The 20,651-nt window shown below is 41.3% G+C and carries 20 protein-coding genes; 4 read left to right on the plus strand and 16 right to left on the minus strand.

Annotated elements, in window-relative coordinates; translation table 11 throughout:
- Nucleotides 1–888 (plus strand): hypothetical protein (locus tag ACI351_RS05165; RefSeq protein ID WP_439734177.1); only part of this gene is annotated, 888 nt, incomplete at its 5' end.
- A 21-nt stretch (nt 889–909) separates the two neighbouring features.
- Here the strand turns inward: ACI351_RS05165 and ACI351_RS05170 are convergent.
- From ACI351_RS05170 to ACI351_RS05180, 3 genes are all read right to left on the minus strand, one after another.
- Complete coding sequence (locus ACI351_RS05170; protein ID WP_439734178.1) at nt 910–1,689, minus strand: hypothetical protein; 780 nt, start codon at nt 1,687–1,689, stop codon at nt 910–912.
- Nucleotides 1,690–1,983: 294 nt separating this feature from the next.
- A complete protein-coding gene (locus ACI351_RS05175) occupies nt 1,984–2,694 on the minus strand; it encodes an N-formylglutamate amidohydrolase (protein ID WP_439734179.1) in 711 nt (236 codons plus the stop codon).
- A gap of 21 nt (nt 2,695–2,715) precedes the next feature.
- Nucleotides 2,716–3,396 carry an ankyrin repeat domain-containing protein gene (locus ACI351_RS05180; protein ID WP_439734180.1) on the minus strand — a complete coding sequence of 227 codons (681 nt, stop codon included), beginning with the start codon at nt 3,394–3,396 and terminating at the stop codon, nt 2,716–2,718.
- 146 nt (nt 3,397–3,542) lie between these two features.
- On the opposite strand from ACI351_RS05180, the gene ACI351_RS05185 reads away from it, so the two are divergent.
- Nucleotides 3,543–4,628, plus strand: coding sequence for a tetratricopeptide repeat protein (locus ACI351_RS05185; protein ID WP_439734181.1), 1,086 nt, complete (start codon nt 3,543–3,545; stop codon nt 4,626–4,628).
- 62 nt (nt 4,629–4,690) lie between these two features.
- On the opposite strand, the gene ACI351_RS05190 is transcribed toward ACI351_RS05185, so the two are convergent.
- From ACI351_RS05190 to ACI351_RS05210, 5 genes are read right to left on the minus strand one after another with little or no spacing between them, the layout of a single operon-like run.
- Complete coding sequence (locus ACI351_RS05190) at nt 4,691–5,233, minus strand: hypothetical protein (protein WP_439734182.1); 543 nt, start codon at nt 5,231–5,233, stop codon at nt 4,691–4,693.
- Between the two features lie 46 nt (nt 5,234–5,279).
- Nucleotides 5,280–5,516 carry a hypothetical protein gene (locus ACI351_RS05195; protein ID WP_439734183.1) on the minus strand — a complete coding sequence of 79 codons (237 nt, stop codon included), beginning with the start codon at nt 5,514–5,516 and terminating at the stop codon, nt 5,280–5,282.
- Nucleotides 5,517–5,520: 4 nt separating this feature from the next.
- Nucleotides 5,521–6,993, minus strand: a complete 1,473-nt coding sequence (locus tag ACI351_RS05200; protein WP_439734184.1) for a DUF2779 domain-containing protein — start codon at nt 6,991–6,993, stop codon at nt 5,521–5,523.
- Nucleotides 6,994–7,021: 28 nt separating this feature from the next.
- Nucleotides 7,022–7,324 (minus strand): hypothetical protein, encoded by a 303-nt coding sequence (locus ACI351_RS05205; protein ID WP_439734185.1) that lies wholly within the window; start codon nt 7,322–7,324, stop codon nt 7,022–7,024.
- The gene (locus tag ACI351_RS05210) at nt 7,314–7,997 is read right to left on the minus strand and encodes a hypothetical protein (RefSeq protein ID WP_439734186.1); all 684 of its coding nucleotides are present in this window, start codon (nt 7,995–7,997) and stop codon (nt 7,314–7,316) included. Before ACI351_RS05210 ends, ACI351_RS05205 begins: the two co-directional genes overlap by 11 nt.
- A 342-nt stretch (nt 7,998–8,339) precedes the next feature.
- On the opposite strand from ACI351_RS05210, the gene ACI351_RS05215 reads away from it, so the two are divergent.
- Both ACI351_RS05215 and ACI351_RS05220 read left to right on the plus strand, forming a co-directional pair.
- Nucleotides 8,340–8,804 (plus strand): DUF6088 family protein, encoded by a 465-nt coding sequence (locus ACI351_RS05215; RefSeq protein WP_439734187.1) that lies wholly within the window; start codon nt 8,340–8,342, stop codon nt 8,802–8,804.
- A 684-nt stretch (nt 8,805–9,488) separates the two neighbouring features.
- Nucleotides 9,489–10,544, plus strand: a complete 1,056-nt coding sequence (locus tag ACI351_RS05220) for an ankyrin repeat domain-containing protein (RefSeq protein ID WP_439734188.1) — start codon at nt 9,489–9,491, stop codon at nt 10,542–10,544.
- A 33-nt stretch (nt 10,545–10,577) separates the two neighbouring features.
- On the opposite strand, the gene ACI351_RS05225 is transcribed toward ACI351_RS05220, so the two are convergent.
- The 8 genes from ACI351_RS05225 to ACI351_RS05260 form a co-directional block, all read right to left on the minus strand.
- Nucleotides 10,578–10,967, minus strand: coding sequence for a DUF2924 domain-containing protein (locus tag ACI351_RS05225; RefSeq protein ID WP_439734189.1), 390 nt, complete (start codon nt 10,965–10,967; stop codon nt 10,578–10,580).
- A 65-nt stretch (nt 10,968–11,032) separates the two neighbouring features.
- Nucleotides 11,033–12,163 carry a hypothetical protein gene (locus ACI351_RS05230; protein WP_439734190.1) on the minus strand — a complete coding sequence of 377 codons (1,131 nt, stop codon included), beginning with the start codon at nt 12,161–12,163 and terminating at the stop codon, nt 11,033–11,035.
- On the minus strand, nt 12,160–13,509 hold the full coding sequence (locus tag ACI351_RS05235) for a F390 synthetase-related protein (protein ID WP_439734191.1): 1,350 nt from the start codon (nt 13,507–13,509) through the stop codon (nt 12,160–12,162). Before ACI351_RS05235 ends, ACI351_RS05230 begins: the two co-directional genes overlap by 4 nt.
- Nucleotides 13,434–14,216: an MBL fold metallo-hydrolase gene (locus ACI351_RS05240; protein WP_439734192.1), complete on the minus strand. Its 783-nt coding sequence runs from the start codon at nt 14,214–14,216 to the stop codon at nt 13,434–13,436. The genes ACI351_RS05235 and ACI351_RS05240 overlap by 76 nt, the downstream gene beginning before the upstream one ends.
- Complete coding sequence (locus tag ACI351_RS05245) at nt 14,191–15,162, minus strand: NAD-dependent epimerase/dehydratase family protein (protein WP_439734193.1); 972 nt, start codon at nt 15,160–15,162, stop codon at nt 14,191–14,193. The genes ACI351_RS05240 and ACI351_RS05245 overlap by 26 nt, the downstream gene beginning before the upstream one ends.
- Nucleotides 15,122–16,255, minus strand: a complete 1,134-nt coding sequence (locus ACI351_RS05250; protein WP_439734194.1) for an ATP-grasp domain-containing protein — start codon at nt 16,253–16,255, stop codon at nt 15,122–15,124. The genes ACI351_RS05245 and ACI351_RS05250 overlap by 41 nt, the downstream gene beginning before the upstream one ends.
- The gene (locus ACI351_RS05255) at nt 16,245–17,231 is read right to left on the minus strand and encodes a 3-oxoacyl-[acyl-carrier-protein] synthase III C-terminal domain-containing protein (protein ID WP_439734195.1); all 987 of its coding nucleotides are present in this window, start codon (nt 17,229–17,231) and stop codon (nt 16,245–16,247) included. Before ACI351_RS05255 ends, ACI351_RS05250 begins: the two co-directional genes overlap by 11 nt.
- 8 nt (nt 17,232–17,239) lie before the next feature.
- On the minus strand, nt 17,240–20,650 hold the full coding sequence (locus ACI351_RS05260; protein ID WP_439734196.1) for an acyl-[ACP]--phospholipid O-acyltransferase: 3,411 nt from the start codon (nt 20,648–20,650) through the stop codon (nt 17,240–17,242).
- Between the last annotated feature and the right edge of the window lies 1 nt (nt 20,651).

Here is a 20,651-nt window from a genome sequence, read left to right on the forward strand (position 1 = left end):
GACTTAATGCGTTGTTTACAACACATTATAGCACATCCCGCAGATCCGCTATATAACAGTTTTATCCTCAATGGAGATGAAATTAGTGGAGGGCTGATTTTAGCGCAGTTGTATCACAATTTAAGTAAAAAATATCCAGAACGGGAAATCTTATACTTGCAAGAATATGATATTTTGGAGTTTATTAGGAATAGGCCACACGAGTTATTGATGAGTTACCACCGTTTACACCCCAATTTATTTTGTGTGCTACTGGCTGGGGTAGAATTAACAAGCCTTAATAAGACAGAGCAAGATAAATTGGCATTATTTTTAAAATATCTAACGAAACAGAATATACAGGTTGTTGTTTCAACATCACTCGTTGCGGAACGCAGTTTTTCGGATTGCTCTGACATTACTCCTGAAGTTTGGAGTTGGTATATGGCCAGCCGAGATTATGAAACAAGCCGTTGTAAAACTATTTATACCAAAGATTTATCCGCGGCCCTTACCATTGAACAGGATAAAAAGCGTTTGAAACTATTTTCGTTATTTAGAAAATCCTATCATTTTGGGGAATTATACCCTGGCATTTTGGAAAAGGATGGGAAGAATATTGATAGATACTCTATACAACTTGGAATCTGTTGGCTAGGATCTTATGAACCGCCCCAAAATGACTTTCCCCAAGCCATTTGCCCTCGTTGTCAAAAAACAGCACTTAGGCCCTATTCGTGTATTGCCTCGCCCCTTTCCGGCAGACACGTAATTAAGTTTTATTGCTATAATTGCCGCGAACGTATCGCCACCAACGACGCCTTGGACTATTATCAACTCTTACGCACCTACGGCACCCGCAAACGGTACCGAGTTGTACCGCAAGAGGGTAGCAAAAAGGGAGAGTAAAACTCTCCCTTTTTCCTATTCTTATGCCAGTTCGGTAATTTTTCCCGTTTCTCTCTCAAAATCAAAATAACAAGAATCTTTGCTTAGGAAATTTGTCTTATTTAGCGTAATGCATAAGTCCTTTCTATGGGCACGCAAATCAAAACTCTCTCTTGCAACAAATTGTACTAATCCCACATAAGTGCTCTGGTCTTCTAACATAACGATATGATCACGCGTATAAAGGCTAAGCCAACTTACAGGCATATCTTCCGGCAGATTTACAAATAAAAATAATACCATCCCTTGGTTTTGCACCTCTGGTGCCAAAATGCCCGCTTCCCCGGTTTGCCATTCTTTCAAAGTGATTGTCTTGAAACATACGGCCGGTATATTGGCAGAATCTACCCTGTCGTCCGTATACCAAGTAATCGGATAATTTTCTACCGTCGGTAATGCTTCGGAAAGGACCTGATATTCTTTTGCTTGCAGCCTACCATTTTCTAAGTGCCACCTAGGAACTTCTGTTTCCAAGCATAGTAAATCATAAAAATCTTTATGAAATTCTTGCCCGCCACTTAAAACATGGATAGGAACACCCTTTTTGGCAAGTTGCCACATTAAATTATTTCGCCACAGAGATAGAGCGCACTCCTTTGCACTTCCAAAGAAACTATAACTTTCCCCCGGAGCGAATTCAATACAAACTTTGGCTATATTTTTATAAGGTATTTTAATACCGTTTTCAGTAGGTTCTTTAGTGTCTATCGTCCTGTTTAAAATAGGTTTAAAATATTGCGTTAATTCCTGCATAGTTATCATCTGTTTTCTCCTTTAATTTGCCCGAAACCCAATGCCGTTTCCATAAGCATTGTGTTTAAGTTTCTGTTCTGTTTCCAACATTTCTTTAACGGCACTAAACGAATATGGGTGCAACTCCATCCCAGTAAGCATTCCACGAGCGTGTGGCGGCGGAACGATCCTGCAAGAAACTAGATTTAGGCTCCTTTCTTGTTAGATTACTTATAGGATAATAAACTATTACGACAGCACTATGTCGCCATATAACCAGCAGTACGGTTCTCATGCATAACCACATCGGGAAGCGTGGTATTTTTACAAAAACGAAATTGCCCTACGCAAGATGTGTACCAAACGCGCTATATCTTGTGGTTGAATATGCTCTCCCAAGTAGCACTTTTTATTGATTTCTATCATTAAAGACTTATATTTGGTCGGGGTATCAGCGGTCATCGTCCCAGTAAAAGGGGCGTTAAATGCTACCTTGAACCCTCTTTCTTCAAAAGTATTCTTCAAGTGGTGCAAAATAGTATCATCTGGTTTAGTCGGGCCATTATTAAATCCCAAGCATATATCCGGTCGGTCCGGTCTTGTATCTATATCACACGCAAGAGGGAGCGGATTAAAACTGTGCAAATCAAGCAGAACCGCCCCGTCGCCAATCTTTTCAATAGCCTGCTTTAATTGTAAATGCTTATGTTTATAGTACTGGGTATAATACGCACTTTCCCCAAACACCGCCCTATCAAAGGGCGTTCCGTCTATCAAGCGGTTATACAAACACCCCATACCTCGCCGTGCCATTTCTTCCTTGGAAGCGTCCAAGTAGCGTTCTAAATCTACCACAAAGCGGGAATAATCACTCGTGATTTTATTGGGAAGAAAAGGATAAAGAGTATCAACCTGTTCATCCGCTAAAAGCAGGGCATTTTCTTGCAGGGTGGCAAATTTTGGACTTTTGTCCACATTTGGCAGAAACATCCCAGTATGGGGTATCCAAGCAACAATATGATTAAAGTTATCCATTTATAATCCTCAAATAACATCTTAATAAGTGGCTCCGTGAGTAATAAGGTATTTTTCCACATTAGTTAGTTTGCGGCCCGATTGGCGCGGGTCGCCAAACAGCGTCAAAACGGACACGCCATTTTTGCCGCGTTGATTCACATTTATCCCGTGTTCCACGAGCCACCGACACACAGGTATTGTGCCATAGCCCATACGCGCATAAAACAAGGCATTAAACCCCACATAGTCCACCATATTTACATCCGCCCCATAAGCAAATAATTTTTCCAGTATATACACGCGGTTATAATAAGCGGCAAACATTATGGGCGTTCCTCCCAACTCGCCCGGCTCGTGCATATTGGGGTTTGCTCCCGCATCTAGCAAGCACGATACTATGCACGTACAGCCTCTCCGTATAGCGGCAGTCAGCAGGGTTTGCTCCGAAATATAGTCTCCGTTTGGGTCTAATCCGGCTTTCAGTAATTGTTTTAAAATAGCAGCATTTCGGTTCAGAATGATAAGCCCGCCAAGCCAGGGCCCTACAATTTTTGCCCCGCTTTTTAATAAAAAACGAACTAATTTCCCGTCGTTATTACCGTAGGCCCGTTCCAAAGGGGTTTCCCCGTACTTATTGGGCTTATTTACATCTGCGCCATTAGCCAAACATTTTTTTACTTGTCGGATACTCCCCGTTTCCACCGCATTTACTAAATTCATATATTCCTCCCATTTACAGAATACCAAGGTCTAGCGACAGCATATTGTCAGGCATTAAATTCTTTATGGTACGACAATATGCTGTCATAGCAAAGGAATAAACTATAATAAAAGAAAGGTTAAGCACTTATTCAAGGGGATTATTTATGAAGACAAAAAAAGATTTTTCAAAACTGCCGAAAAAGGCAAATAAATCCGGTAAACCGGAAAAAGACCAGCGTATCTGCCGCCTAGTGCGTTTAATGCTGCTGCTAGATTCCGGCGTGCTAAACTTGGACGATGCCGCGCGGGATTGCAATGTAAACAAACGCACCATTCAGCGGGATTTGAAAGTGCTGGAAGAGGCAGGGTTCCCTATCTATAAACCTGTTAACACCAATGGAAATTATCGTTTAACTAATCCCTTTCATTTGGGTAAATTTCAGGTAACTCCACAAAACGCGGACGAGTTTTATAAGACAATGCTGTCTTTGGCTAAATTTAACGATAAAGCCTTTGATTTGCTTTCCCCGGTACAGCAAGAGGTTTATAATTTTTCCAAAGATCAAAAGGCTCAACAGGACAAAACTGCTAAAAACGCCAAAGAACACTACCAAAACAAAACACCCGATGAGCGCCATTTTTTTAGTTTGTATTTACAAGGTCTAAGCGACACCCAAACTCCCGCAGTGCGGTTTGAAGAAGCAATGACTATGCGGTATATGTTAGCAGCCGCCCAAGAAAATGGCGAATATGGCTACAAAAAGTTGCAACTGAAAGAAATGCGCCACAACCTTGCGCACACATACCGCATTGGGCGAGACTATCCTAACGCATTAAAGCAATTACAGAACGCCCTCAAAGAAGACTCCAAAGATGAGTGGGCGTATGGAGAAATGGCCTTTACTTATTACGAAATGGACAAGTTGCCCGCGGCCATTGAAACGCTACATAACGGAATTAAAGCCATTGGCGGCTATGGAGAAACATTGGGGTGGTATTTAGCCTTTTTGTTAGGCGAAAACCACGAAGTGGATAAGGCCCTGCAAGTGTTTGAAAAAATTAACCCCGCCCCTGATGAGGGCTACGCCTTTTTAGCGGGTATTTACGCCAATATGGGCCAATGGGAGTTGGCTTTGCGCCACATTAATAAGGCCGTTGAACTAAACCCGCAAAATAAAGTCCACCAATTTAAACGCGACTATATTTTAAGCAAAACAAAGGAACAAGAACAGAAAACAAACATAAAATAACACTTGCAAAGCAAACTATGCTAAAAGCCCCTTGCTATAATAACAAGGGGCTTTTTAAGGGGTTATTTATAGTCCGGCATCAGGTTTTGTTCTACTTGAATATTATTTTCCTCGTAGCAAACTTTCCAACCATTAGGGCGGCCATCCCTATATTTCATATTTAATTTTTTATTTTCTTCTGTGGTTATCCAAGCCGTTAATAATTCTTCTTTTAGTATGGTTTCAATATCTTCTTTATTATCAAAAATACGTGTAGCCAAATTATTTAGCGGATTACAATGTTCTAAAAATAAATCCTTTAAAAATGGATATTCTTTCTTCTTATGATATCGTTGTTGCCAGACGGTCAATTTACACAGATCTTCTGGTGCAAGCCCTAGATTTTTGACACCTTTACTCCAAACCTTTTTTGCTGCGGTAGAAATATAGTCCGCGCTGCGCGTTTCCGAAGCGGTATATAGTATTTTCTTACTTAATTCTTTAATTTTTTGCTTAACAGATTCGGTAGCCTCGGAAGAGTTATATATTTTTAAAAAACTGTTTAACAAAAATAGAGTTTCGCTTTTAGATAGTTTAGAAATTTGTTGTTCTATTTTTAACACCATAAATAGTTCTTCCTTTTAACCCAACTCAAACTTTTTCTCTACAATTCTACTTGCAATACCAAGTAATCATTCCGACCGAAAGGAAACCCACGAAAGCAGACAGTAATACTGCTATCTTAAACACAACATAATCTATGGATCTCTCGGTAGGTATATTTAGTATTGTAATAAGTCCAACAATAATTGACAAAAGGAATCCCCCTTCGGATTCTTTAATCATATAATGAGAGGAAACACCACCGGTTATTCCTCCTATGATAAAGGATAATAAAATTTTTTTCATAATTTTAATATCCTTGCACGCTGTTCCTCAATGCATCCACCAATTTGACCATAGACCAAGTGTCTTGCTTGCAATATTTAAGCAGGTTTTTGCGTAACTCTTCCAGTTCCTCGTGCGGCAAGGATTGGGAGTATAATACGTCAAAAGCGTCCATAGCGTCGCCACCGTTGGCAACCGCCATGCCTTCGTAGGTCATATCCGGCACCAACGCGGGCAAAACCTTTTTGATTGACCAACTGCCGTGCATTTTAGGGTGTAAATAATCCGCCTTAAACGGGTCTCCCGTATCCATAAAGAGAGACTCCATATCCAAAAGCCGTTGTGCATCCTTCTCCGGCATAGGCAAATCGCGCGCCATTTCCTTTATTCGCTCCTTTTCAAAGGCCGCATTGTGGGCTAGAATTGTGCCACTTTTGCCAATATATTTAAGTAGCGCCGCCACACACCCGATACGCGGGTCCTGTTTACCCGTGGAAAGGTATTCATAATGCTCAAACTCTCCGTTTGGCTTGCGCTGAACGTGCAAGGAAAACTGGAACGGTATTTGCTGATAGGGCCGCGAGTATTTCCACAGCGGTACGGCGGGCTGGGTGGTTTCAAAGTCCAAATAATACAAGGGATAATTTAGTTTATTAAGCCAAGAGGCCACCGCCGCGCGGTTGATATAGGGCGCGTCCGAGCGCAGAACCTCTATCCAATGGTTTATTTTGTCATTTTTAAAACTGTTTGGTGGCAAATCGGTTATTTTTATCATACCCAAGGCCATATATTCCCGCGCTTTCTGGCTTTTCATAATATCAAAAACAGAATCTTGCGGAATATCCCGCCAACAATAGGCCCGCCCTTCACACTCTTTGCAACGGGTCTTATCCAACTCCACTTCCGGCTCCGGCCCAGCCAATATTTTTTGGATAGTTTCCAAATTCTCTTCTATAAATTCATTCGGGAACAACTCTCTATCCATGGGCGTTAACAAGAAAAGTTTTCCCAAATCCGGCATATCCGTTTCCATAAAATAGTCGCTATTGAGGTGCATTAAATAACAATGCTCCGGAATTACCCCACAATGAGATAACACATAGCGTTGGAAAGAAATATCATCTATATAAATAGGGTCTATTTTGCGCCCGCTGCTTTTTACTTCCACCAAGTTCCAACCGGTAGCAGTTTTCTCCAAAATATCCACAAATACTAAAATACCGTTATAGGAAAAAGCGGCCTCGTAAATGGCGGGAACCCCTTGTGCCATCAGTTCTTGCGTGCGTTTTAGAGCGGCTTGCGGATTTTGCCAGCCGTTTTTCACCAGAACCCCACCGGAGAAACGTTTCCAGGCTAGTTCGCCGATTAAATGTCCACGGTCAAAAATCTTTTGCAGGGCTTTGTCGGGCGGAGTCAAAACCTCTTTTTTATTGCGGTACAGCCACAGGTGCCGCACGCAACTGCGGTATTTGGTATATTGGGATTTGGATAAGTTCATAAAGGCCTCTTAAATTTATGATAGCACATCAAAGAGCCCAAAACATAATGCTAAGGAGTTTGCCGTCTTTGTCGTACAAATCGCACGAGTAGGCCAAATCCCGCTTGGTACACTCTATGAGTTCATCGCCGTTTTTGGCAAACAAATGCAATTCGCCTTTTTCATCTGTTTTAGAGTAAATTTCAAAATAAATACCGTTATTGTTAAATGTGCTGCCCCACGCCACTTTTTCCCAAGGGATTCCCTTATCAATCATCCCCTGCGGGCCACCGCAAGTATGAATAAGATTGTAAAAATGCTTAAATTTTCCCCTAATAGATTCAAATTTCATATTCGTCCTCTCTGTATTCCTTTGCTTGGCTCACTAAACGGCCTTTGTTATCATACAAATCAAACAAGCCGGCAACATCTTTTACGGGAAGCCTGTATTTTGTGCGGAACTCCGTTATTTCTATGTCGCCATTGGATAAGCACTGAACGGCGTATTTCTTATACTTTTTCCCTTGTTTGGCATATTTTACATTAGCCCAGTTTATCGGGTGTTTGGGTTGAAAGGGCTTTTTGTCATCCTGCTCCCATTGGGCATACAAGGCTTGTTGTCGGGCACTCTCTATTTGGTGTTCCACAAAAGCAGCCTCACAACGGTGCAAATAATCCTCATCCAAACAATGCTTTTGCGCGCACCTTTTAAGCGCTTCAAAATACTGTTCTTCCACATAACCGTTAACGCCGATACCAGACGGCTCCGGCTCATCTGAAAAATAAAAACGGTTTTCGACCGAGTTCCAGTGGCGGTAATCATAAAGAGACATGGCACAACGTACACCCAAAAGCGTAATTTCCAAACTGAGGCCGGCATGGTCCTGCCATCGGCGCCAAGAATAGGATATATCAAAGGCATCGCAACCAAAGTAGGATACCTGCAATTCCAAGGCCTTATGTTTCATCCCTAAAAAATGATGATACACCTTGCACCAGTCTACTTTTTCAATATAATTCCACATAAGAAATCCTCACCCCAGCCACCGTGATGACTGGGGTTACTGGGCCAAGAGGTTAATACTTACGGCTTAAAAAGCCCCCGCAAGAGGGACATTTTGTGTTCAATGTCGGGTTTGCAAACACAAAAACCTGATGACATTTATTGCATTCATATTTTGTTTCCGGCATATATTTCTCCTATACATAATTTGTACTGCATATATAGGATAATAAACCCGCACGACAGCATCCCGTCGCAGTATAAAAACGACTACGATTTCTTTTTATGATTGCCATTTATTCCTGTAATATCTATACTATTTGTATAGTATAAGTGTCGTGTTTTTGCATTTTAGGATAAATGTATGTACAGAAGAAAGAGTTTAATCTTAAAAATCTATAAGAAAGTACAACGCTCTAAAGATACCGCGTTCGTACTGGCCGACTTTTATACCTATTGTACCGATAACGACCAAATTTTGCGTGCCTTGCGTAAATTAGTAGCCGATAAAGTGCTTATCCGTATTGGGAAAGGGGCGTATGCTAAGGCCAAATTATCTGCGCTTACGAATGATTATGTAGTTAGTGGCGGTATCATCCAAGCAGGAAGACAGGCATTACAGAAATTAGGCATTAAAATCTTCCTTACACAGGCCGAAAAAGATTATAATAACGGTATTAGTACGCAAGTACCCACAGGGCGCGTTGTAGGCGTAAATAAGCGCGTAAATCGCACTATCAGTTTTAGAAACACAAAACTTACTTATGAACGAATTTATTGCGGACAAAGAGGTGGAAGGATTATTTCACTTTGCAAGCCGGACGGCTAGGCAGTTACTCCAAAATGGGTACGGCAAGGATTTGTAGTGATAGCAGACCCGTCCAAAAGGCCCGAAAGTATAAGTTAAATAATTCGCTTAAAAAATAAGGATTTTCCCTGCTCGTTCCCTGTTCACGTTTTAGGGATTTTGGGGTATTTGTATTGGGCAGATTTATAAAAAACACTTAAAGTATAAGTGTATTTCTATAATTTCCCTGTATTTTCCCTGTTTAGCATGGAATAAAGTTGCTAATTCTCGCCTGTTTGAAAATATTTTTCCTCGCTTTATCGTCGCTTTGCAAAGTATCAATTCTCGCCGCTTTGTCCCCACTTTGGAAAAACAAAAAAGTGGCCCTTTTAGCCGCTTTATTGCCGCTTTGGAAAGAAAAAGCTATTAATTTCTGCCTGTTTTCAGCCTGTTTGGTAAAAAACATTCAGCATTGTGCTAGGGAAACTAAAAGCACCGTATTTTAGTTTTTGATTATTAGCATAAATCCCCGTTAGGATTAACTCCCGACGGGGATTTTTTTATGCACGACTTTCAGCATGAGAATTTTGGCAAGTTTTTGCGAAGTGAGGCAAATCTTTTATTTTTATGCTGACAAGGATGGATAGGAAGTGGTGCCAGTGTAATTATCAATAAAAAAATCTATAATAGAAATAGGAACAGCTTTTAGTAGTAGGTCCCCCCAAAATGACACCACAAGAAGAACAATTTTTGCAAGCCGCACAAACGGAAAATTTTGACTATGTAAAAGAACAAGCGAGTAAAATGAATGAAGAAACATTGCAACTCGCCCTTGTTTATACTCTCTCTATTACAATTGCTAGATATTTGATACTTAATTTTTATCATAAAATTAACGTTAATACCTACGTTTGGGAAACAGATAATGCAATTAAATTAACGGCTCTATATAAAGCATGTGAAAATCATAATTTACAAAAAATAAAATGGTTATTGAAAGATGGCGGTGCAATTGTTGACCTGCCTATTAAAGTGATAAATAATGGGATAGAACAAGACGACGAATCTCCCCTTATGTGCGCAGCAAAAAGACAGGATTTCATAGTAATGGATCTTTTATTACAAGCTGGAGCAGATGAAAATTATAAAGATGCACAAGGACGCACGGTTTATGACCTTGCTCCATATACGGTTGAGTGGATACCGAACTATAAGAAAAGACATTTAAAAAAATATTTTCCGAAAGCTATTCAGCAAGGAGATGTGGGTTTTGTTCGAGATAATATGGAAGAAATAGATAAACCTTTACTTATTAAATCGTTTGTACATACTCCATCCGTCGAAATTGCCAAATTGCTTAAAGATAGTGGTATAGATATCAATGTAGCAGAACAGGGGGAAGAATCTTTTCAAGTGTGTCACCGTGAATGGAAATATCCTGCACTGGCAACAGCATGTAAGGAAAATTTTATTGAAAAGGCACAATGGTTAATTTCAGAAGGAGCGGATATAAATGCATACTGGTATGCCAAAACTTTTGTAGCCGGCATGGCCAATGTAGATGATATTTACCGATTAACCCCATTAATGTGGGCTGTAAAAAATAGAAACATCGCGCTAATTCAATTATTGGTAAACGCCGGAGCTGATGTAAATTTAAAAGGGCACAACGGAGATATAAACTTAAAAGATTGTACTGCTCTTGACATTGCTAAAGAATACAATTTACAAGATTATACTGCAATTGCCAATCTTTTAAAATCTGCCGGAGCAAAAGAATAAGCACCTTGCTACCCAAACTACACACTCCGTATTTTAGTTTTTGATTTTCACCCCAAAAAATACTTTACCGTTCCAACTCTTACCTGTGATAGCTTTGGCGACCCCGGATAGGCTTTTATAGAGTGTGTTTTCATATAGATACCCATTGGCAACGATTTCTACTTCGTATTTAAGCCCTTGATAGGACCGGATTAGTTTTGAGCCTATTTCAAGAGTGGCTTTGGGGCGTTTATCTGCTCCCTTGGCGGCTCGAACCACTTCATGAAAAAAGCCAAGTGGGGAGATTTTCTCACGCTTGGCTTGTTCATACCATAACAGGTATTTAATAATTAAACTACGCCCGATTGGCGGTATGGGCCGGCCTATGATTTCAGCCCATTTGAGCTGTAACTCCCGTACGGTTAATTGTGTGTAATCGGTCATATTTCTCTCCTATACACATTCACGCTTCTTCTAGGCCCAGAAGTCAAGTTATTTAATTAAATCATTTAATACCTCTTCCAAATCATAATGGGCAAAGCAACCCGGTTTATAAACCCGGTGAACCATTTCCAAAACCATCTTCTACCAATAGATAAATGGTTATAAAATAGCACAGTATATTCCGTGCGTCCTACTGCGCCGCGTGCTCGTTTAAAAAGAGATACACCGGACGAAAAATTGATATTGAGCGGTTCCTTATCTTGGATCATCTCCCATCCCCACAAAGATAAAACACGATACAAGGCATCTTGCGTTGTACTGTTAGATGCGTACCCAAAAATAGGAGCCGTTGCTCCGCCTCCATGCACAAACAGCCCACACACTCCTCTGTTTTTGGCCCCTTGTCTTAGCATCCGTACCCGAAATAATGCATTTTGCAAAATATGACGATAAAATAACTGGGTAAATTGTGGATTAAGACGAGAATATTTCTTCAAATATAATGCTTCGTAAAATTGATTTATATCCGGCACATCCGCTAGTGATGCGTTGGCCCAGCAGTAGTTTTTTGCTTGTTTTGTGTTTTCATCTTTGCGCAATAATTTTTTGGCGCAAGAACGGATATTTTCGGATTTTAATAAGTAAACACGACGGGAGGCAATTTTGTGACCACCTAAAGAAATTAGATCAGCCAGTGCAGTAGCGTTATAATCCTCGTTGATCGAGCGAAAAGCAATTAAAAATCCCGGAAATTGTTTTTGAGCTGCCCACACCAACTCTTGATATTGCATCTTAGATATGGGCACATACAAATTGGTGGAAAGCATAAAATTATTTAGAATAACTACTTTGTTCATTTGAGCTCGTTTTGCCATCCAGCCCAACAGCCCTAACAGCGGCGCAAATAAATATTTGACTCCCCCTATCCCAACGATATTCATCTCTTCTTTGCAATACGAAATATAATGCGTATACAACGAACACACATAGGAATTTTCATACTGGGCTATGTTTTTGGTTACCGGTAATAAAATATCATCAATTTGAGCAAGCCATACCTCCGTATCTACGTTACTGATTAAAGCACGGCTACCCTTTTCTATAAAAGGTTCTACATACTGATAAACCGCATGCGCCTGAGGATTAGCCGGAGGCGTATAAGTAGCATATTGTTGCGGATTAATAAAACGTATCATACCGAAAACTCCCGCACAACCCGCTTTTGTTTGCGAGTTAAATTCGTAGCGGGCCTGTACTCCGCCACGTCAATCTGTATAGGCAAAATCTGTTTTAGTTGCGTAAGTAATTCGGGCGGGCATTTGACATCAACCGGCAAAGCCAACTGCGCATTTGTTAGTGAAATTTGCCGAAATTGGAAATTACCCACAAACGGCAAATATTGAAGTACAAGCCGTACAATAAAATCCGGAAACACCGGACGCAATGGGTTTCCCGGAGCATATAGCACATCATCACACCGCCCTTCTATGCGCTCAATTACCAACGAAGGGTTGCCACAAGGGCAAGGTTTGGAACTTAACGTCAACATATCATTGAGTTCATAGCGAATAATCGGTTGTGTAGTCCGGTTAAAATCGGTTAATATCGGTATAAAACGGCCCGAATTTTTATCTAAACATTTTTGCTGAACAAGCATTAACTCTTCGTTTAAGTGCAAATGTCCGTGCGCACAAGTACAAGCGATAAGGCCTTCGGTAGCTTGATAAATTTGGTGTATTTTTTGCTTAAAAATACGGCTTATATATTGTTTTACATCATCATACAGTACATCTGCCACCGAAATAATTTTTATCGGTGAAATATGTAATTTCCCTTGCTCTTGTGCTTGGGCCAATAGATACAGTACCATAGGTGGTGCAACCAAAATATCGGGCCGAAAAATTTGCAAAGTAGAAATGTGTTGTTCAAACGGTTTTTTCAAATCAAAAAATTTGAACTGTATAATACGGCTCTTTACACTTTCATATAAATTATTATCGGCGCGCAAGAAAAATGCAATCTTCTGTTTACAAAAAATAGAGTGGGGCAACATTTTAGCCAAAATGGTTCCACTCCACTGGACTTGCTCCCGCGGGCTAATTAAAAACACGCCTCGTATCCCGGAAGTGCCTGAAGAAAGCCCTACACTATATTTGCCTATTTTGGGAGTAAAATCACGCGTCGTTTCGGCCTGTCGGGCGACATGCTGTGCTTGCTCGAGAGGAATATTGGCCGTATTAAGCTCGTCAAAATGAGTCATCAAAACACGTTTATCCATACAAGGCCAGGAAGATAAATCTTTATCGGAAAGATTTTTAGTGTGATAAAAGGGACTATGATTTTTCATATACCGTAAAATACGTTTGAGTTGCTTTTGTTGGTATCGCTCCAACTGAGCACGGGAAGAAAATCGCAATCCGTATTTGGCCCGCAGATAGTAAAAGAATGTTAAAAATTTATAAAACATTATTCTTCCTCGTGCGTGAATAAAATTTGTACTTCTGGCCAATTGGCTAAAGCAGAAAGGGTTTGTAAATAACATATTTTATCTTCACTAAACAGTAAAGCGATAGATGACGGCTCTGCCCCGAGTTTTAAATTAGTTTGCCGCCATGCTGCATCGGCGGCCAGTAAAATATTCTCGTTTTTAAGCCATAATCCCAACTGTCCCTTGGCATGGCCGGGAAGTTCTACCGCATACAGATTGGGCAAATCTGCCAAAGGATATACTGTTAAATTGTTTAATTTTTGGGCATTACTTGTACTTACAAATACCACACGCTGTTCAAAATCATCCGGCAAGAACTTGCTCACAAATCCTTTGCAAACCTGACGGAATTTTGAAAGTTTTTTAAGTGCTTGGTATCCCTCCTGCGAACAAATAAACCGGGCCTTCGGGAAATCACGCAAGCCCCCAATATGGTCTGCGTGGAAGTGGGAAATAAAAATATATTTTATATCATCCTTGGATATCCCCAGCTCACTTAGTTGTGCAACTGCAGTTTGACTGAAGGGTATTGTTACCGGAATAAGTGTTTTATACAACAAAGCCGGCCATGATTGCATAATACGGCCTACGTCGGCACTATAACCACTGTCAAACAATAAATATCCCTCTTGCAAAGGTACTAAAAAACAACGTGCCTGGAAATGCAACCATTTCCAACGCCCTTGTTTGGAAGCAACTCTTTCCAGTTGCGTGCAATATCCGCAAGATAATATTTTAATGTTTCCAACGTTGCGTGACATACGATAGCCCCTGTGTAATAGTTACTTTCGGCTGATAACCCAGTTCCCGGCGTGCTTTATCAATACAAAATGTTTGGCTTTTGGCAATGAGTCCTATGCTATACGTGGTAAAAGGCGGCTCTGTTTTAGGGCAAAATAACTGATGCCATTTTTCTAAAAAATAAGCATACATTTTGGCTAAAGCAAACGGGATCCGTTTCCCATGATAGGTATATCCTAAATTTTCTACTAACTGTTTAACTGTTTGCTGGATTAAAATACTTTCCCCGTTGGTAATATTATAAATTTTCCCGTAACAAGATGTTGGAGCTTGCAACGCACATATAATGGCTTCTACCACGTTATCAACGTACGTTATATCGGTTAGCGGACCGCCATTATCGGTAAATTCCGGGAAAAATTTTTCATTATTCACTTTTAAAAGGCGCGGCAATAAAGCGCTGTCTCCCACCCCAAATATAGCACGCGGACGTAAAATAATACATGGTAACCCTTTACGGACAAATTTTAATACCTCTTGTTCTGCCAAAAATTTAGTTTCGGCATAATGGTTAGCCTTATGTGTGGGCAGTGGCATATCCTCGGTAATTTGTTGGTGATTTTTAGAGTCAAAATATACACTGGTAGATGAAATATGCACAAAGCGTTTAACCCCTTGTTGCAAAGCTTGCTCGGCTAATAACCGGGTAGCCACTACATTGTTTTGATAAAAATCATCATACTTACCCCATACGGAACTTTTTGCCGCACAGTGGACAACAGCGTCTACTCCTTGCCATGCTTCCGGCGGTAAGAGACGAGTTAAATCGGCCTGAATAAATTTAATTCCGCTGGGCGATTTAGCGCGATTGCGACCAATCCCCACCACTTGATGACCTTGGCTTGCCAATATTTCACAAGTCCGTTTACCCAAAAAACCGGTTGCCCCTGTTACAAGTATTTTCATAAAAATTGGCTCCGTTAAACTCAATATCTACGGTGCTAGCCGCCGTCGGCCCGCCATACCAAAGTCCTTTGAATAACCACCAAATCACTATCGGAATTTGCGCTAGCCACGCAAGGGGGTCTTGTTTAAACGATACAAAATCAACCGCTCCAACACACAATCTGTGGGCTTGCAGGGTTTTAAGAGGTTGTAGTACCCCATAACACCAAACCGCCAAGTGGGAAATCAGCACAGAAGGGTTATCCTTTTTAACTGTTCTTTCATTAGATAACAACCGCACAAAATCAGCGCCTAAAAAACCAAGTCCATTCGTCGAACGCGGGTTACACTCTATAACATATAATTCATTGTTATCCTTTTCTATAAAATCAAAGGCAATTTGCCCTGTAAAACAAAAATCTTGGCTAATACGCGCTGTTATTTCTTCCGCTTGCGGATGGGAGATACGCTTAAGCAAAATCCCGGCTCCTTTGCCAGCCGCTAGAACCGGCTCATACACACATTGGGCAAGTACTTTCCCCTCTTTGCAAAAAGCATACGAACAAATTTGTTTTCCGTTGATAAACTCTTGCACAATATGATGGTCATCTGTCATTGTCTTGGGCAATTTCGTTTCACATTTTACCTTACTAGCAAAACGGGAAAAGCGCGGTTTAATGATATGCGGTTCTTCCCACGCTTCGTCTGCTTGATCTGCTAGTTTGGTAGCAGGTGTTCTTAAACCAACCTTACATAAATAATTATAAAAACTCCATTTGTCATGTAACGAAATTAGTTTTGGGGCTTCCTCGCAAAATACGCGAGCATGTTGGGATAATTCTTGCCGGAATTGAGCAAGGTAAAAAATTTCTTCACAGGTGGGAATTACATAGTCAATCCGATACTTTTGTACTATTTTACACAACGCATCTTTGTAATTGGGACTTTTCGGTTGGGGAAGTTTAATAAATTTATGCACAAAACGACTCATTAGACATACACTTGCGTACGTACTGTCTGCAGCGTACACTTCATATCCCACTTGCCCAAGCAAGCGAGCCATGTACGCTACAATAGGTGCCCGCGCCCCTGTAAATAGCACTTTAGTACTCAAGAAGCATCACCCCAATAGATAAACCCGCTGACGTGCCTAGCAGCATTACTTTGTCGCCTCGTTTGATTTTACCCTGCTCAGTGGCTTTAGCAAATGCAAACGGAATGGATGCCGCCACATTATTGCCATAATCTTGTATCGTAAACATCATTTTTTCCAAAGGAATCCCTAATTTTTTGCACATAAGCGTCATGGCAAGCGGACTGGCCTGGTGTGGAATTACCATGGCAATATCATCCCAACAAAGTCCGGTTTCCTTAAAAGCATGTGCAAAGATATCAGGAAGCACCTGTGCAGTTGCTTTATAAATACTTCTTCCGTTCATATCAAATAAATAATCGGCTTTGTTTTCCGGAGTATAATAAGTAGATAATTTTGCCAGTTGCCCACCCTTAATACGGGCAAAATCAGCCCCTTTGGCATGGGTGGAAAACGAAGAAAAAAGTACTTTTTTTGCTTGCGCGCTTTGCCCGATGACAGCTGCTACCGCCATATCTCCAAACAAGCAGGCACTTTTGGGTTGTTGCCAATTAAGTACGCCGGAAGGTTGCTCGGCGCTTACAATCAACACGTTTTTATATTTGCCGCCTTGCACCAGCCACGATAAACTATCTAGTGCTACCATGAAACTTAAACAGGTGCTGTCTATATCAAAGCAAGGGAAAGATAAATCATTAAGGCCCAATTCTTTTTTTATGCACGCCGCCATACACGGTATTGGTTGCCATTTGGTAGCGGACGCCGCCACCATGCAATCAATATCTGCCCACGTCAGTCCGGCCTGCTCCACGGCCTTTTGAGCTGCTGCCGCACCACCTGCCAGCACTGTTTTCTTATCAAAATAATAGCGTGACTTGATACCAATATGTTCTTCGGCATATCCAATAGGGGTTTGACATTTTTCGTCAAGTTCATTAGACAAGACATACCGATCCGGCAATTCATAAGCAATGCTTGCAATGTGTAATTTAGTCATAATAAATCCTAGCTGTTTAATGCCATCTCTTTTAACTTTACATAATCTACTTTACCTGTACCCATGAGCGGAATTTCTTCCACTACACGAATCGTTTTGGGCACGGCCAGTTCACTAAGGCCTTTCTCTTTAAAATCAGCAAGCAAGGATCCGCGTTCGGCCGTCGGTTCCGTGGTAAACAGTACCAACTGTTCTCCTTTTTTCTCATCGGGGATGTTTACTACCGCGTGCATTTTGTTAGGCCACAGCGCACTGATTTCCGTTTCCACAGCGGTTAAAGAAATCATCTCGCCTGCAATTTTGGCAAAGCGTTTAGCGCGGCCTAAAATAAACACAAAGCCATCTTCGTCCACACGCACAATATCGCCTGTATCGTACCATCCGTCTTGCGGCGGTTCTAATACGCCGGGGTTACTGTCACGTAAATAGCCCGCCATAATGTTAGCTCCTTTGACGAGCAGTTTACCGCCGTCTTCCACACCGGGGATTTGTTCCAATTTATATTCAATACCCGGTAGCAAACGCCCTACGCTGCCACGCTTAAAGTACATGGGCGTATTGACGGTCATTACGGGCGCTGTTTCGGTTGCGCCGTATCCTTCCATGATACGTAAACCGAATTGGTCGTAGTATTTACGGATAGTTTCTTCTTTCAGTTTTTCCGCACCTACTACTGCTAAACGCACCGAATAAAAATCATACGGGTGGGCCATTTTGGCGTAACCGCCGAAGAATGTATCCGTTCCAAAAATAATGGTAGCATTCCGATCATAAATAAGTTCCGGCACAATACGATAATGCAACGGTGACGGATAGAAAAATACAGGCATCCCACATAATAACGGAAGTAGCGTTCCTACTGTGAGTCCAAATGAATGAAAAATGGGCATAGCGTTAAACACACGGTCTTTAAGCCCAAAATCTAGCACGCTTTGCAGTTGCAAACGGTTGGCTTGGATATTTTCATGGGAAAGAACCACCCCTTTGGGGGTTCCCTCGCTCCCCGATGTAAAGAGCACAACCGCCGGATCTTTAGGGCTTACATTACCACGCACCATTTTGTAATAACGGCGCGGCGCATAAGAAGCCGCCAAGCCCACCAATTTATCCCAAAGCGTAATTTGTGTTTTGAGATCTTCCAAATAAATAAGTTTCAACCCTGCTTGTTTAAGCGCGGCCGCCGTTTCCGAGAGCCCTCCTTGTTCCAAAAATGTTTTGGAAGTAAACACGGTAGAAATTTCTGCTGCCTTGCAACACGCCAGCATATTTTTTACACCCGTAGAAAAGTTCAGCATACACGGCGTAATATTAAACGCGCGCATACCAAAAAACGCTACCACACTAGCCGTCATATTGGGGAGTAAAAATCCTGCCATTTCGCCCGGCTTGGTATACTTTTGGATTTGTTTACCAAGTACAAATACAGCCGTTAAAAATTGGCCGAAGTTAAGCGGATGACGTGTGGCGTCATTGATAATACGTTTTTTACGGCCCACCAATTTATAGGCATCAATGAGCGAATCAAACAACGTCTCGCTGACATTGCCCGCCTCGTACTTCATATTGACCATGATATCGTAAAGTCCACGGGCGGCCGCCAAACGGCGCGCTTTTCCCTTGATAGTTTCGTCAATTTTTAAGGTTTTAGGAGCTTGAATAGAAATCGTAATTTTACTTTGCGGACGTGTTTTTAATTGCGTGCCAAAACGAGAAAATAGCGAATACTGGCTGCCTTCCAAACAAATGGGAAGTAATTGCGCATTACTTTTATCGGCAATCATAGCAGGGCCGGGATAGATTTTCATCAGCCCCCCAGTCGTGGTAATACGTCCTTCCGGGAAAATAACTACCCGTTTACCCGATTTTACTTCTTCAATAATGGATTTTACTGCCATCGGGTTGGTGGGATCAATCGGAAAGTATTTGACTAGGTGCAAAAACGGTTTGACCCACCATTTTTGACTCACGTATGTATCAATGGCAAAATACAAATGACCAGGGATATATACCCACAATAGCACTGCATCTAAAAACGATGTATGATTGGCAATAATAAGTGCATTGCCTTGCAAATTTTTCCAGTTTTCTAACCCGTTTACTTTTACACCGTACACAAAATTCAAAATGCGCGTCATCATCATGCGGATGATGTGATTCGGCAATAGACCGCAAATGTAAATGGCAGCTAACGCGTTAGCAAACGCAATCACGCCAAACACAGTAGGAATCGTAAAGTGCATAGCCAACAATAGCGCACAGAATCCGCTACCGAGTACCATAAAGAGCGAGTTAATGATATTGTTTGTAGCAATTACGCGAGAACGCGTGTCTTCGGTTGCTAAGAATTGGAGCATGGCATTAAGCGGTACGATATATAACCCTCCGCACACCGCAAAACCAAGTAAATCCAGTGTAATGCGTTTGCCTGCAAAGGTCAGCCAAAATGCTTTGTAATCCACGGGGACCGCAGATGGAACATAGCCCGCAGTAGCCCACGCTAAATCGACTAAAAATACCGTCATGATCAAGGCGCTGACCGGAACGTATTTACTGGTAATTTCCCCTTTTACTAAAAACTGGCAAAGTAAGGACCCCAATCCAATACCACAAGAGAAAAGTGTGAGAAAGAAGGTAAAAAGTCCGGGAGTTCCGTTCAAAATATCATGTGCCAAAGAAGGCATTTGTGCAATAAGTGCCATACCCAACATCCAAAACCAAGAGATACCTAAAATACACAGAAAAATATCGTGATTCTGCTTAGCAAACGCCATATTTTTCCATGTACTACGGATGAAATTTTTATCTACCTTTAAATTCGGGTTCGCAGGTTTTTGAGCAGGGACGAACAAACTGGCAAGCAACCCCAATATAGCTACCCCTAAAATAATGCAGGGCAACCACAATTCATTAGCGGCAATGATAATTCCACCGAAAATCGTGCCTTGCAAAATAGAACCATACGTTCCCGCTTCAATAATACCGTTACCGGCAATGAGTTGTTTTTCACCCAAAATATCAGGCAAGATGCTGTATTTTACGGGTCCAAAAAAGGCCGACTGCGTACCCATTAAAAATAGTACACCCAGTAAAAGTGCTACGTTGGTCGTTAAAAATCCGACCCCTGCTAAAAGAACGATAACAACTTCCAACCCTTTAGTGGCTTTAATAAGGATATCTTTGCGAAATTTATCCGCTAATTCCCCGGCCAAGGCCGAGAACAAGAAAAACGGCAACATAAATAACGCCACTGCTAGCGATACTACCACCGATTTGCTTCCGGCAGACATACTGGTTACTTTGTAAGTAATAAAAGTAGCCATAGCAGTGCGGAAAAAATTGTCGTTAAATGCCCCTAAATACTGCGTGCAAAATAAAGCCAAAAACGAACGATTGAAAAAGGTTTTAAGTAAAGACAACATA

This window comes from Candidatus Avelusimicrobium sp., assembly GCF_051874775.1.
Classification (GTDB): Bacteria; Elusimicrobiota; Elusimicrobia; order Elusimicrobiales; family Elusimicrobiaceae; genus Avelusimicrobium.

Bases quoted from the DNA above. Each gene is read 5' to 3' on its own strand.
- ACI351_RS05185 (WP_439734181.1), top strand. From the start codon at position 3,543: ATGAAGACAAAAAAAGATTTTTCAAAACTGCCGAAAAAGGCAAATAAA.
- ACI351_RS05175 (WP_439734179.1), bottom strand. From the start codon at position 2,694: ATGGATAACTTTAATCATATTGTTGCTTGGATACCCCATACTGGGATG.
- ACI351_RS05200 (WP_439734184.1), bottom strand. From the start codon at position 6,993: ATGAACTTATCCAAATCCCAATATACCAAATACCGCAGTTGCGTGCGG.
- ACI351_RS05170 (WP_439734178.1), bottom strand. From the start codon at position 1,689: ATGATAACTATGCAGGAATTAACGCAATATTTTAAACCTATTTTAAAC.
- ACI351_RS05205 (WP_439734185.1), bottom strand. From the start codon at position 7,324: ATGAAATTTGAATCTATTAGGGGAAAATTTAAGCATTTTTACAATCTT.
- ACI351_RS05215 (WP_439734187.1), top strand. From the start codon at position 8,340: ATGTACAGAAGAAAGAGTTTAATCTTAAAAATCTATAAGAAAGTACAA.
- ACI351_RS05195 (WP_439734183.1), bottom strand. From the start codon at position 5,516: ATGAAAAAAATTTTATTATCCTTTATCATAGGAGGAATAACCGGTGGT.
- ACI351_RS05190 (WP_439734182.1), bottom strand. From the start codon at position 5,233: ATGGTGTTAAAAATAGAACAACAAATTTCTAAACTATCTAAAAGCGAA.
- ACI351_RS05260 (WP_439734196.1), bottom strand. From the start codon at position 20,650: ATGTTGTCTTTACTTAAAACCTTTTTCAATCGTTCGTTTTTGGCTTTA.
- ACI351_RS05230 (WP_439734190.1), bottom strand. From the start codon at position 12,163: ATGATACGTTTTATTAATCCGCAACAATATGCTACTTATACGCCTCCG.
- ACI351_RS05245 (WP_439734193.1), bottom strand. From the start codon at position 15,162: ATGAAAATACTTGTAACAGGGGCAACCGGTTTTTTGGGTAAACGGACT.
- ACI351_RS05240 (WP_439734192.1), bottom strand. From the start codon at position 14,216: ATGTCACGCAACGTTGGAAACATTAAAATATTATCTTGCGGATATTGC.
- ACI351_RS05220 (WP_439734188.1), top strand. From the start codon at position 9,489: ATGACACCACAAGAAGAACAATTTTTGCAAGCCGCACAAACGGAAAAT.
- ACI351_RS05235 (WP_439734191.1), bottom strand. From the start codon at position 13,509: ATGTTATTTACAAACCCTTTCTGCTTTAGCCAATTGGCCAGAAGTACA.
- ACI351_RS05255 (WP_439734195.1), bottom strand. From the start codon at position 17,231: ATGACTAAATTACACATTGCAAGCATTGCTTATGAATTGCCGGATCGG.
- ACI351_RS05225 (WP_439734189.1), bottom strand. From the start codon at position 10,967: ATGACCGATTACACACAATTAACCGTACGGGAGTTACAGCTCAAATGG.
- ACI351_RS05210 (WP_439734186.1), bottom strand. From the start codon at position 7,997: ATGTGGAATTATATTGAAAAAGTAGACTGGTGCAAGGTGTATCATCAT.
- ACI351_RS05180 (WP_439734180.1), bottom strand. From the start codon at position 3,396: ATGAATTTAGTAAATGCGGTGGAAACGGGGAGTATCCGACAAGTAAAA.